Origin of the sequence: Croceivirga sp. JEA036, from assembly GCF_011882165.1 — a bacterium.
Taxonomy (GTDB): Bacteria; Bacteroidota; Bacteroidia; order Flavobacteriales; family Flavobacteriaceae; genus Croceivirga.
The window spans coordinates 403,705-417,743 of sequence record NZ_JAATON010000001.1; the positions used below are offsets into that span (position 1 = coordinate 403,705).

Below are 14,039 nucleotides of genomic sequence, written 5' to 3' on the forward strand. Positions count from 1 at the left end.
TTTAAAAAAAGCATGGTTTACACCATGCTTTTTTATGCTAATTGAATAATACAGGGTTATTTCACTCCTTTGATAGTTTCTAAAGTAGAAGCCACCAATTGCTGTAACCCATCGTAATCTTTATTTTCCAAAATGGTTTTAGAGATGAGTTTAGACCCCATACCTACGCAGGTTACTCCAGCATCAAACCAACCTTTTAGATTGTCTTTATCTGTACTTACCCCGCCTGTTGGCATTACACTTGTCCAAGGTTGTGGGCCTTTAATGGCCTTTACAAATCCAGGACCGTAAGTAGAGCCCGGGAATAGCTTTACCAGCTCGCACCCCAACTCTTCTGCAGCATTAATCTCTGTTAAGCTACCGCAGCCTGGAGACCATAACACTTTTCTTCGGTTACAAACTTTTGCGATATCTTCTCTTAAAGATGGTGTTACTATAAAGTTAGCTCCCATTTGCATAAACAAGCTAGCAGCTGCTGCATCTGTGATGGAACCAACGCCCATGATCATCCCTGGAAGCTCTTTAATTGCATATTTGTTGAGCTCTAAAAATACTTCATAAGCAAAATCACCTCGTGCAGTGAATTCCATCAAACGTGCACCACCATCATAACAGGCTTTTAATACATTTTTACCCAATTCTACATCTGGGTGATAGAATAAAGGCACCATTCCGGTGTCCTTCATTGCTTGTATTACTTCTATTCTTGTATACTGTGCCATGCCATTTTTATCTAGTCACCCTTCCGGATGCATCACCACTCATTAATTTTTCTACTTCATCTACCGTAGCCAAATTAGCATCACCTTTAATAGTGTGCTTTAAGCAAGAAGCAGCAACTGCAAAATTCAAGGCGTTTTGGTCGTCTTCTGGGTATTTTAATAATCCGTAGATTAAACCACCCATGAAAGAGTCGCCCCCACCTACACGGTCTACAATGTGTGTAATCTGGTATTCTGGAGATTTGTACATGGTTGTACCATCATACAATACCCCTGCCCATGTGTTATGGCTTGCAGAAAGGGAACCTCTTAAGGTGGTAATTACTTTCTTAGCCCGTGGAAAACGTTTCATCATTTGCTCACAAACCGATAAAAATGCTTCGGCCTTTACGTGTTCTCCTTGGGTAGTAATATCTAAACCTTCTGGTTTAATACCAAAATGCTTTTCTGCATCTTCTTCATTCCCCAAAACAATATCGCAATAGGATGTAAGCTCCGCCATTATTTCTTCGCGCTTAGCATCATCACAATACTTCCAAAGTTTAGCTCTATAATTTAAATCGGTAGAAATGGTAACACCCATATCACTAGCTGCTTTAACTGCCTCTAAACACGCATCTGCGGCACCTTGGGAAATGGCAGGGGTAATCCCTGTCCAGTGGAACCATTCTACACCTTCAAAAACAGATTTCCAGTCTACCATGCCTTTTTCAATCTCTGCCATAGCAGAATGTGCACGGTCATACACCACTTTACTACCTCTAGAAACCGCACCAGTTTCTAAAAAATAGATGCCTAAACGGTCACCGCCATAAACAATTTTATCTGTACCCACACCACGCTTACGCATTTCCATAAGGGCACATTGGCCAATATCATTTTTAGGTAAACGCGTTACAAAATCTACGGGTACACCATAATTGGCTAAGGATACAGCAACGTTACTCTCGCCACCACCATAGACCACATCAAAACTATTGGCTTGTGAAAATCTTAAAAACCCTTGAGGGGCCAATCGGAGCATAATTTCTCCAAAGGTTACCACTCTTTTCATAAAGTATAATGTTTAGTTATTAGAAATATTAGAGGCGAAAGCTAAGTATTATTATTAGGGTTGATTTAAAAGCTATCTCGACAAAAACTCTACACAAATGATTAGGGTAATGTTAGTGATGTATACGCCAACAATTGTATAACATTTTTATGTACTATAACGTTTTCAATTTGGATTTTGTATGATATGTATTTTTATAGTTTGTCTAGTATGTGTACAGTTAATTGTATAGGTTAAAATATGGTATTAGGGTAAATTTGTTTTGTTGCTATTCTGGTAGGTTCTTATAAAAAGGTAGAGCTTTTGAACCTTTATTAGTAGTATAGAATTACAATTCAGTTTTTAGTTTAGTTTGCCTAATGATTTGAACCTTCAAATCATTAGGCTTTTTTTTAACCCTAAAGTAAAAATAAATCTGGCTTGTTTTGATGCTAATTTTCTAATCTGTCTAGTTATATATATTTTTATTTTATACTCAATCTTGTTGTATATTTAAGGAATTGTTAATTTAATATTTGTTCAGTTTTGTTTTTAGTCGATTTATTAACCAAAAGGAGCTTTAATCTTCTATTGGTGTTATTTTCTTTTATATCTCTTGGACTAGTAGGGCAAGAGGTTGATACGTTACAACAGAATATGAAACGTTTCTTTTCTGATACTGCCGCCATTCAATACGAAAATTCATCAGAAGCAATTTCGGTTTTAGAGGAAACTCATAAAGCTTATTTACAGAAAGGCGATACGTTAAAAGGTATTGGAGCGTTGCTGCAGATGGCAGATGTTTATGGACACCGTGCGGATTATGCCAATTCTTACGATGTTTTTTGGAAATCTCTCTTTTTGGCAGAAAAAGTAAAAAACGATTCTTTAGATGCGGTGATTGCTTTTAGGTTAGGCCGTTTCTACAGTTTTTATAAAAGAGAAAAAGAATCTTTAAAATACTTGTCTGAGTCCTTGAATATAAGAAAAAAGATGGTGGAAGAAGGTAAAAGCGACCCTGCTTATTTGGTATATAATTATTTTGCTTTTGTAAGTACGTATCGTGAATTAGACCGGCCAAAATTGGCGAATACGTATTTGGATAGTTGTTTGTTGTACTATAAGAATGTTCCTAACCAAGTGCCCATGGCACAACTAAAATTTGAGCGTGCTTTTATTTTATCTAAAATGGAGAAGGAGCAGGAGGCTTTAGATATATTCCAGAATTTAGAATCTTGGTTTTTAGAGAAAAGACCTTCTTATATGGTTTTGGTTTATACGTATTGGGGAGATGTTTATGAACAAATGGGTCGCTTACAAGAGAGTGAACAGAAATATTTACAGGCGATTAAAATGTCTGAAAAATATAAAGGACATATAGATTTTACACCGCTAATCTATGAGCGCTTGGCAGACCACTATATTAAACAGGGTAATTATAAAAAGGCATTTGAAAATCAGAAAACAGCTAAGGCGTTAGATGCTTTGTTTTTTGATGGGCGTAGTGCTAAAAATCAGTCGATGTTAGAAATACGTGACGAATTTAGATTAGAAAAGCAACGCCAACAAGATTTGATACAAAAACAACGGTTAGAAAAATTAGAGCAAGATGAGAAAATATCGTTTTTACAACGCACCATTCTGCTAGGAGCTATAGTTACTCTTTTGGTCTTAGCATATTTGTTTTTTAGACATTTACGTAATAAACATAAAATGGAAAAGGCTTTGATAAGACGAAATAAAGAACTAGAGATACAAAAAGCAAACGAGCTTTTGGAGCTCAAAAACAAGGAATTAGCTGCTTCTGTTTTACAATTGGTTGAAAAAGACGAATTTTTAAAAGAACTGAAGGAAAAACTGCGAACCAATAAAGACAATTTAAAACAAACCGAAGTCAATAAACTCTTGCGTTCAATTTCTGTTAGCAACAGTAACAATTGGGAGGAATTTAGGTTGCGTTTTACGGCGGTAAATGAAAAGTTTTATAAAAAACTCACCGAGAAATACCCGAATCTTACACAAAGTGACCATAAGATTTGTGCTTTAATTAAATTAAATTTTAGCAGTAAAGATATGGCTAGGTTATTAGGTATAAGTGTCGAGTCTGTACACACAACCCGTTACAGATTACGAAAAAAGCTAAACTTAGAACGGAAAGAAAACTTAGAAGATTTTATTGCACAGTTATAGCTTTTGTTATATTGTATAAAATAAAAAGGTCGGGAAATAAAACCCGACCTTTTTTTGGTGATAGTGCAAGTGTTTACGGCCTTAACACCGCTTCTGATATAGAAATGCTGTCCATATAGAATCTAGTTACGGTAGAGTTATCTTGATTGTATCCTCTAATAGCTAGCGTTAAATCACCACCAACGCCACCAAAATCCGTCAAGAACGATGTGTAAACCCATTGATTAAGGGCAAAATCACTCGTAAATGCAGGGTTTGGACCTACACCCCAATCGGTATTTGGAAACCAATAAAAACGCAAGTCTGGTGCAAAAAAGTTACCTGTATCGGGCGCTTCTAAAGCTTCTACATAAACCCAAACACCAACTTCATAGGTTTTACCCGCCTCTACAGTGAAAGGTATAGCAGCATTAGTATCATCATGGTGGCCAATAATCATTCCGCCATTAGCGTTGTATTCAATATACGCGCTACTTTCCCCATCTTGAGCCTGGTTTTGAGAAATTTCTAAGGAATAGGCATCCCAAGGGGCACCCCACCATTGGTAAGGCCAATTGGCTGCAGTAGAATTTTCAAAGCTATAATCAAAAGTGCCATTATTAAGAATATTAGCACCCTTAAATACAACAGGTACATCTGTAAAGCTTTCCGCAGGGAAGGCATCTGTGGTGGTTAGTGTGCCTGCTGTATAGCTTACCAGTGCAACATCATCATTATAGACTCTGTCATTTTCTAATTCAATAATGACTAGGTTGCCTTCATTAGGGTCTACAGAAACATTCGCAATGCTTGCGGCTAAATCAGTATCACCGTTGGTAAGGACAACGCTAAATTGAGAAGCATCAATAGTAGACGGTTCCATTTCTCTGCTGTAATTAAGTGCAATATTTCCTTCAGCTGTGGCTTCAACTGCATCTAAGGTAACAGGTTCTGTAGACGGAATTACACTTATTAAATTACCGTACAAAACTTCTGTGCCTCCTTGTGGTCTTTCTCTATTTGCAGCAAAACCAAAACCATAGTCGCCGAGTTTTTTGTATTTTACGTCTATTTCTGAAACCACATCAGAAGAAGTGGCAGGGTCAGCACCTTCAAAAGACCACGCAAAATTTTCTGGCTCACCTACTGTAGTCACTGCATATCTTACCGTACTACCAGCCATAATCTCATTGCGAGCATTATCACCAATGGTAAGCGCACTACCTAAGGTGCCATCATTATTTAAAATATTGGCAGTAACAGTAGCACCTACACTACCTAAAACACGAACAACAATGGTGGTATCTAGCTGTTTTCCTTTTTGAGTTGTGCCTACGTAAGCATCGCTTTGAAAGGTTTGCGAAAGCTTAATTTCATGGTCACCAACTTGTTTAAAAATGGCTTCTACTACCTGGTTATTTGATGTAGCGTTATTGGATTGCCCCTTTAAATCTGCCACTCCATCTGGAAAAGTCCATGTTCTAGAAACCACGCCGGTGGAAATATCTCCAAAGGTAATTTCGCCATTAACTTCTACCTTATTGTCAAAGTCCATTTCTGATGTCATAATCACACGGTGACTAGAATCATTCAATGGCACATCATTGTCTTCTTCGCAGGATAACGCTAAAAAAGATAGCGCTACCGCAGCAAGACTTAATTTTGATATATTTTTAAATTTCATCATTAATTTTTTGAGATTAAAGACCCTCATTGGTTTGTAATTCCTGAGCTGGGATAGGGAAATAATTATGTACTGCCGGATCATAGTTGTCTGAGCACAAGAAAAAATCTGGGCGTACACGTTCTACAATACGTAAAGGAAATTGGTCAAAAATGGCTTCTTTGTTCGCCTCTCTCCAAACTTCATCCGCTCTTAGTTCTGTAAAAACTTCTTGTACCATTCCCCATCGTACCAAATCTTTCCAACGGTGACCTTCAAAACACAGTTCTATAGGTCTTTCTACTCGTTTTAAATGGGTCATTACATTTTCTCTTGTAGGAGCAACCATTGGCTGTGCACCATGTACCTGTATGCTTACATGCAATTGAGGAAAGGTATTGCCGTTATCTGCCAAGTACTGTCTAAGCGTTTTTACGCCGGCTCGGCTACGAATTAAATCTATATAATCAATAGCTTCATCCACTGAACCACCACTATTTAGAATAGCTTCTGCATACATTAAGTACACATCTGCCAAGCGTATGTGTCTAAAGTTAATACCAGAACGGCTTAAACCATCTTCATTAGGTAAGTGGTACCAATTGGTGTGTTTTTTTACATAAGCACTTTGACCAAAAGCCCAACCACCTTTTTCACCGTATTCTAAACCGTAGTACAACCCTTCTCCATTTAACGGAGCAATAGAGGCAAACATACGTTTAGATTGCTGGTTTCCATCATTTATCGGGTTGTCTGGGTCTACTTCATCATTAATAAAAAGCTCGTGCAAATAATACGTTGGTAACAGCGTATTAAAAGCACCAAAATTTAATTGCCCAATTGCTCTTGCCATACCAGAGGCCTCTGCTCCAGTTTCAAATTGATTATCATCTACAGCACCACCAGGAGCTCCAGGATTGACATCTGCATTGTAAGCTACTTCAAAAATAGACTCGGAGTTGAACTCGGTATCATGCCTAATATTGTCCATAGGATCTTCTGTAAGGCTGTAAATACCACTATCTATTACCGTCTTAAATAGGCTTGCCGCTTGGGTCCAATCTTCTTGGTATAAATAAACTTTACCTAATAAACTAGTTGCTGCACCCCATGTTATACGACCAAGGTCTTTGCCGTCCCATACTTGTGGTAGATTAGCCTGTGCGTATTCCAAATCTGGAATTATCATGGTATTTGTTACCTTTTCTATAGAACTAAAAGCACCTTCTAAATCGTCTAAGCCAGTAGGGACATCTGTTCTAATTACAGCTCCGCCATAGGTATGTGCTAATTGGAAATAAAAGAAGGCTCGTAAAAACTTTGCTTGTGCTTCTATACTTTCTTTAGCTCCCTCTTGAAATACTGAAGGGTCTGCATCTGCCAAGTTTTGAATTACTTGATTTGCACGGTAGATACCAACATACAGTTCATTCCATTTGTCTACTACGTAAATAGAAGCATCTGTATACGTTAGATTTCTAAAAGCAAAAGGTCTGTACCATGATTCTGTACCAGCGATATCGCCAAGAATCATTTCATGCTGTAATAACTCACCACTAATAGATTGAAATTGCGTAGCTCCGTAAACGGTAACCAGAGCAGATTCAAATTGTTTTTGTGATTCCCAGAAAGTTTCTGTTGTAATCGTATTAGGGTTTACTTCGTCTAAAAATTCGTTCTCATTACAACTCATGGCTAGCGTTAAGGCTGCCATAGGTAATAATTTGAGCAGTTTGTTTCTGTTTCTTTTCATCTCTTTGCAATTGTTTTAGTTAGAATTTAGCTTGTAGTCCAAGTAAAAATCTTCTTGCTACGGGGTAATTGCCTATATCCACACCTCTGGTACTAAGACCATTACCTCCAACTTCTGGGTCAAATCCAGTATAATCTGTAATTGTGATTGGGTTCATGGCAGATACGTAGAAACGCAATTTTTTCATGCCAATGGTATTTACAGCATCTTCTGGTAATGAATATCCTAAAGTGATATTTCTTAACCTGTAGTATGTACCATCCTCTAAAAAGTAGTCAGAACGTGCTCTTACGTTATTTCCGTAAGCATTTTGTCTGTCTGCCGGTACATCAGAATCAGGATTCTGAGGAGTCCACATGTTGTATTGTTCTAAATGTCTTCCTCTGGTGTATGCATGGTATCTAGAACCATTAAATATTTCACCACCATAAGACAAATAGTTTTGTAAGAACAAATCAAAATTCTTGTAGGTGAAGTTAAAATTTAGACCCGCTTCAAATTCGGGTTGTCCAGAACCGGAATATACACGGTCATCTTCATTAATTTGACCATCACCATTCTCATCTACGTACATCATATCTCCTAATTGCGCACTAGGGTCTAATGCTTTGTAAGCGTCTAACTGTTCTTGATTTTTTATTACACCATCATGCTGCACTAAGAAAAAAGCTCCAGCTTCATAACCGACAGCATTAAAGGTGGTAAAGTCAATACTGTTCCCTAGCGATTGTGCAGGCCTACCACCACCAAAACCACGCTCTATACCGTTAAGGCTAGTAATTTCATTTACATTTTTGGTAAAGGTTGCAGCAACATCCCATTGTAAGGCAGATTCATAGTTACTTTTGTAAGATGCAGCAACTTCTATCCCTTTATTCACCATATCCCCAGCATTAACAAAGATTGGGTTAAAAATGCTTTCAGCTCTAGGTTGCGTAGTACCCAAAGATGCAGGGGTAGCTTGGGGTAAAAGCATATCTAAACGTTCATTCTCGTATAAATCTACAGTTAGATTAAAACGATTTTGGAACATGGCTAAGTCTACCCCAATATTCTTAGAAATCTTAGTTTCCCATTTTAAATCGCTATTAGCAATACGCCTTTGTATAAAACCAGGAGTAACAGTTTCATCTGTGCCAAAAAGATAGTTAACACCAGACTCAATTTGAGAAGATATAGCATACGCAGGAATACTTTGGTTCCCAACTTCTGCCCAACTTAAACGTAGTTTTAAATTGTCTATAGGACTGTTGGTTGCGTTTTTAATAAAACCTTCATCACTAATATTCCAACCTAGAGAAACCCCTGGAAATACACCATAACGATTTTCTTCTGTAAAATTAGATGAACCATCTCTTCTTAAACTTGCAGAAATTAAGTACTTACCATCATAATTGTATTGTACTCTCCCTAAAAGACCACTAATAGTCTGGTTAAAATCAAAACTGGAGGGTTTGGTACCTTCTTGCCCTGCGCCTAAGGTCTGTGTGTCATTACTTTGTAAACCTATAACTCCAGTACTTAATTGCTTAGAATTAAATTCTTCATAAGAAGAAACTGCAGTCAGGTTTAGATTGTGTTTACCAAAACTAGTGCTATAGTTAAGGATGTTTTCTATAGTATTACGTTCTGTAAAGGTAAATTCTTCCTCTAAAATAGCATCTTCTCTAGAAGCTGTTGGGTTAAACGTACCGTCCCTATCTGTTACTAAGTATTGAGGTTGAAAGAACTTTCTTCTGTAATTCCAGTTATTTCTACCTAAACTAACCTTATAGCTTAAACCTTTAGCAATTTCATATTCTAAATTAGCCGCAATATTAGTGCTAGACGTTTTACGCTTGTCACTATTGTCTAATTGGCTCGATAAAAAGCTGTAAAGAATGGCATTTCTTACAGGAATTTGTACGTTGTTTTCACCTACAGATTCTAGCGCATCCAATGGTGGTTGCCAAGGTCTTTGAGCTACTGCATATTCATAAAGGGACCAAGGTTCTTGTGCAGTGTTCTCATACGTAAGACCAATAGAAGCGAATGCTTTAAATCTTCCTTTATTGAATGAGGTTGTTAAACGCGTACTTAAACGATCAAACCCAGAGTTTACTAAAACCCCTTCTTGGTCAAAAAAGTTGGTGCTAAAGTTCAAAGACATATCTTCTGAACCTCCATTAACGTTTAATGCATAATTACGTATTAATGCATTGTTATTTTGAACGTCGCCTACAAAGTCACTGTCATAATCCAAAGCATTTGGATTAAAAAAGAAGATAAGCGGGTCTCTACCCAAAGCTTCTAAGGTAACTTCTTCTGCATACATTTGTTGTAAAGTGTTCATTAATGGAACACCAGACGTAATATTCTGTACAGCAGTATAAGTGGTAAAATCTACATCTAGGCGTCCCTTTTTACCTTGTTTGGTGGTAATTAAGATTACCCCATTAGATGCTCTTGTACCATAGATTGCCGCAGAGGCACCATCTTTTAATACATCTATAGACTCAATCTGTTCTGGCGGAATATTTGGTGTTCCTTGAAAAGGAATGCCGTCTATGATGTAGAGTGGAGTAAGATTCCCTAATAAAGAACCCACACCCCTAATTTGGATGTTTGCATTAGCACCTGGTCTACCACTGGCGGCTTGTACGTTTACCCCAGCAATTTGTCCTTGTATGGATTCACCTAAATCAGATACCGGAGCCTTAGCAATAGTCTCAGATTTTAAGCCTACTACCGCACCGGTAACTTCCTTTTTCTTTTGTGTTCCATAACCTACAATGACTACCTCTTCTAATTGTTGGGTGTCTTCCTCTAGCGTAACATTAATGTTTTGGCTAGCAGCAGTAATGCTTCTTTTAATGTCTTTAAAACCTATGTAGGTAAAGACAAGGGTTTCTCCCTGGGATGCTGCAATGGTATACTTACCATCCATATCCGTGGTTACCCCTCGGCTGGTTCCGTCTACTAGAATGGCCACCCCTGGTAAGGGAATACCATCCACGTCGGTAACCGTTCCCGATACATTGTTTTGGGCTGTTGCAGTACCAAGCCCAAACATGATCAGCAGTAACGTGGTCACTACGCAGTTAATTTTCAGTTTGTGTCCTTTCATAATGATGAATTAGGTTTGTTAAAAAATTCGGTTTGGTTGTTGATTTAATACCTAACCGAGTTAAAAATTGAGTTTTTCAAAATCATGACCAGTCAAATTTATCTAATTGTAAATACGGTTAAGAAAATGTTAACTCAACAAAAACTAGACAGTAAAAGAAATGTCTAGACTCTATTTCACCTGTCTATTTATAATGTTCAGATTGTTGCGTAGTGATTATCGAGTTATAAAAACTAACAATTAAGGCGCATTTTATAAAAATTTCCGTTTTGATCATATGTGGTAGATATTAGGAAGGCTGCAGTATTACCGCATTATTTTATGGCTATACCTTTAGGTTTTAATAACTAGATTAGGTGTAGTGTGCTAAAAGAAATGTCTAGTGTTCAGTTTTTGTTGAGTTAGTGGCTTACAGTTGGTTTTTAGTTATGTGTACCTTGGCTTTTATTGTCAAATTGATAATCGTCTATTTAAAAAATTGTGAATTTCAAATTTTTGTTAAGGGACTTTTAAGGTATTAGAAAAGAATACGCGATACCAATGAAGTAACTTTTTAGGAATAACTTTTACAATCAAAATCATGACCCAAATAGGCGATTTATCAAATTTTTAAATTGGAAAATAATCCATGCAAACTGAGAACATTAAAGAAGAAACTCTTGATAAAGTCACCGATGCTGAGTTGGATAGACTAGGTATAACCCACCGGACTCATTTAAGTGCAGCGAGTAAACGGGCACTTCAATGGCCAAAAATTGGAAACGATTGGTTTATTGAATTTAATGATTTAGAGCCCTTGAAAGGAGATTTAGCTTATGAAGAAGGTGTTTGTAGAAGAGATCCTAGCGCAGTTATAAAAGTAGACGACACTTATTATGTGTGGTATAGCAAAAGTGTGGGGCCTACCCAAGGTTTTGCAGGTAATATAGATGAAGAAAAAGTGTTTCCATGGGACCGCTGCGACGTGTGGTATGCAACCTCTAAAGACGGGTATATTTGGAAGGAACAAGGAATAGCTGTTGCTAGAGGGGAACAAGGTGCATATGATGACCGTTCTGTTTTTACTGCGGAGATAATGGTTTATGAAGGGAAGTATTACTTGTCTTATCAGACGGTGAAATCTCCTTACACGGTGCGTGTAAAAAATCAGGTGGGTTTGGCATGGGCAGAGCGTCCAGAAGGGCCATGGACCAAATTACCTGAGCCTATTTTGTCTCCAGCAGACAATGGTATATGGAAGGGAGAAGAAGATAACCGTTTTGCGGTAGAAAAGAAAGGTGATTTTGATAGTCATAAAGTACATGATCCGTGTATACTTCCTTTTAAAGGTAAATTTTACCTCTACTATAAAGGAGAGCAAATGGGCGAAGAAATTACTTTTGGTGGTAGACAAATACGGCATGGCGTTGCTATAGCCGAACATCCCTTAGGACCGTATGTAAAATCGCCCTACAACCCTATTAGCAATAGTGGTCATGAAATATGCGTGTGGCCTTATAATGGAGGTATAGCATCACTCATTACTACAGATGGACCAGAGAAAAATACGATACAATGGGCTCCAGATGGTATCAATTTTGAAATTGTAGCCAGCATTCAAAACCCGCCGCATGCTATAGGTCTTAATCGCACAGTAGATACGGAGAAAAATCCAACAGAAATATTAAGATGGGGACTTACCCATATATACAATAATGATGACTACCAAAGTATACTTAGGTTTTCATCTTATCATAAAACAGCTCATACAGCAATAGGAGAAAAAGCAATTTAACCAATGTTAGCAACGGAATATACAGGAAATCAAACCTTTTCAGTTTTAGAGAAGGAGATGAAAGCCCCAGCGGCTGGAGAAGTAAGAATAAAAGTAGCCTATGTAGGTGTCTGTGGAACAGATGTACATATTTATCATGGGATGATGGATAAACGTGTACAGATTCCCGTAACTATAGGACACGAGATGTCTGGGACTATAGATGCTATAGGGGAGGGAGTTACAGATTTTGCCGTAGGCGATAAAATAGTAGTAAGACCACTAGATGATAGAAAAGTAAAGCCTAGTGATAAAGGCTTTAACCACATTTGTGAGGAATTGAAGTTCATAGGGATAGACAGTCCGGGTGCCATGCAACAATATTGGAATGTACCCGCTTTTACCTTGCATAAATTAAAACAAGAGACTGATTTAAAACTGGCAGCCTTAGTAGAACCATTGTCTGTTGCAGTGCATGATGTACGCATGGGCGAATTGCAAGAAGGAGAAACAGCAGTGGTATTAGGCGGCGGCCCTATTGGGCTACTGGTAGCCCTTGTAGCTAAAGAAAAAGGAGCACAAGTAATCATTTCTGAAGTAAATGAAACCCGAATTGCTAAAGCAAAGGAATTGGGGTTAGACGCTGTGAATCCTACTAAATTAGACCTTGTAGATTACGTAAAGAGCAAAACAGAAAACAGACGTGCGGATGTTGTTTTTGAGGTGGCTGGTGTACAACCTGCCTTGGATGTAATGACAGAGGTTGCTGGGATTAGAGGTAGAATTGTAATGGTGGCTATACATGGGCAAAAAAAAGAGGTAGACCTTTTTAAATTCTTTTGGAAAGAACTTAAACTCATAGGAGCTCGGGTTTATGAAAGAGAGGATTATGAAAAAGCCATCGAGCTAATTACCGCCAATGAATTGCCCTTTGAGCAGATGATAACAGATGTACAGCCCTTGGCAAACATACAGACTGTATTTGAAAATATTGATAAAAATCCTGACGGATTGAAAGTTTTAATGGACTGCCAATCTTAAATAGAATATAACACAGATGAGTATACTTAATAAATTTAGTTTAGAGGGTAAAACTGCTTTAGTTACCGGATGTAAAAGAGGTATTGGTAAGGCAATGGCCATTGGTTTGGCAGAAGCAGGAGCTGATATTATAGGTGTAAGTGCTACTTTAGAAACAGAGGGTAGCGAGGTAGAAAAAGAAGTGCAATCAGTTGGTAAAAAATTTAAAGGCTATGCCTGTGATTTTAGCGATAGAAAAGCTTTGTATGCTTTTATTGAGCAAGTAAAAGCAGATTTTCCTGTAATAGATATCTTGGTAAATAATGCGGGTACTATTTTAAGAGCTCCCGCCGCAGAACACTCGGATGAATACTGGGACAAGGTGATAGAAGTAAACCAAAACGCACAATTTATTTTAACTAGAGAAATAGGGAAAGAAATGGTTGCCAGAGGTTCTGGTAAAGTTATTTTTACCGCATCTTTATTAACCTTTCAAGGAGGTATTACGGTGCCAGGATATGCGGCCAGTAAAGGAGCTATAGGGCAAATGACCATGGCCTTTGCTAATGAGTGGGCTGGTAGTGGTGTAAATGTAAATGCTATTGCTCCTGGGTATATTAGCACCGATAATACAGAAGCACTACGCAACAATCCAGATAGAGCCAATTCTATATTAGCAAGAATCCCAGCTGGTAGATGGGGTGAGCCAGAAGATTTTGCTGGTCCTGTGGTATTCTTAGCATCAGAAGCAGCGGCATATATGAGTGGAAGTATAACACTAGTCGATGGCGGCTGGATGGGTAGATAATCATCAAAAAAC

General features: G+C 37.9%; 9 protein-coding genes. 4 read left to right on the forward strand and 5 right to left on the reverse strand.

The annotated features are described in order from the left end of the window. Positions 1-56: 56 nt before the first annotated feature. Complete coding sequence (locus HCO57_RS01435; RefSeq protein WP_167987516.1) at positions 57-722, reverse strand: bifunctional 4-hydroxy-2-oxoglutarate aldolase/2-dehydro-3-deoxy-phosphogluconate aldolase; 666 nt, start codon at positions 720-722, stop codon at positions 57-59. 7 nt (positions 723-729) lie between these two features. After that, positions 730-1,776 (reverse strand): sugar kinase, encoded by a 1,047-nt coding sequence (locus HCO57_RS01440; protein ID WP_167987517.1) that lies wholly within the window; start codon positions 1,774-1,776, stop codon positions 730-732. A 573-nt stretch (positions 1,777-2,349) separates the two neighbouring features. Here HCO57_RS01440 and HCO57_RS01445 point away from each other — a divergent pair. Then, positions 2,350-3,945 carry a hypothetical protein gene (locus HCO57_RS01445; protein ID WP_167987518.1) on the forward strand — a complete coding sequence of 532 codons (1,596 nt, stop codon included), beginning with the start codon at positions 2,350-2,352 and terminating at the stop codon, positions 3,943-3,945. Positions 3,946-4,018: 73 nt separating this feature from the next. Here the strand turns inward: HCO57_RS01445 and HCO57_RS01450 are convergent, their stop codons facing one another. The 3 genes from HCO57_RS01450 to HCO57_RS01460 are packed head-to-tail and all read right to left on the reverse strand — an operon-like array spanning position 4,019 to position 10,446. Next, complete coding sequence (locus tag HCO57_RS01450) at positions 4,019-5,608, reverse strand: hypothetical protein (RefSeq protein WP_167987519.1); 1,590 nt, start codon at positions 5,606-5,608, stop codon at positions 4,019-4,021. A 16-nt stretch (positions 5,609-5,624) separates the two neighbouring features. Next, positions 5,625-7,340, reverse strand: a complete 1,716-nt coding sequence (locus tag HCO57_RS01455) for a RagB/SusD family nutrient uptake outer membrane protein (protein WP_167987520.1) — start codon at positions 7,338-7,340, stop codon at positions 5,625-5,627. A 19-nt stretch (positions 7,341-7,359) separates the two neighbouring features. Then, on the reverse strand, positions 7,360-10,446 hold the full coding sequence (locus HCO57_RS01460; RefSeq protein ID WP_167987521.1) for a SusC/RagA family TonB-linked outer membrane protein: 3,087 nt from the start codon (positions 10,444-10,446) through the stop codon (positions 7,360-7,362). A 628-nt stretch (positions 10,447-11,074) separates the two neighbouring features. Between HCO57_RS01460 and HCO57_RS01465 the strand changes: the two genes are divergently transcribed. The 3 genes from HCO57_RS01465 to HCO57_RS01475 are packed head-to-tail and all read left to right on the forward strand — an operon-like array spanning position 11,075 to position 14,027. Beyond that, the gene (locus tag HCO57_RS01465) at positions 11,075-12,220 is read left to right on the forward strand and encodes a glycoside hydrolase family 117 protein (protein ID WP_167987522.1); all 1,146 of its coding nucleotides are present in this window, start codon (positions 11,075-11,077) and stop codon (positions 12,218-12,220) included. 3 nt (positions 12,221-12,223) lie between these two features. Further along, entirely contained in the window at positions 12,224-13,240 is a 1,017-nt protein-coding gene (locus tag HCO57_RS01470; protein WP_167987523.1) for a zinc-dependent alcohol dehydrogenase, read from the forward strand. 22 nt (positions 13,241-13,262) lie between these two features. Continuing rightward, positions 13,263-14,027: an SDR family NAD(P)-dependent oxidoreductase gene (locus tag HCO57_RS01475; RefSeq protein ID WP_317171110.1), complete on the forward strand. Its 765-nt coding sequence runs from the start codon at positions 13,263-13,265 to the stop codon at positions 14,025-14,027. The last annotated feature ends 12 nt before the right edge of the window (positions 14,028-14,039 follow it).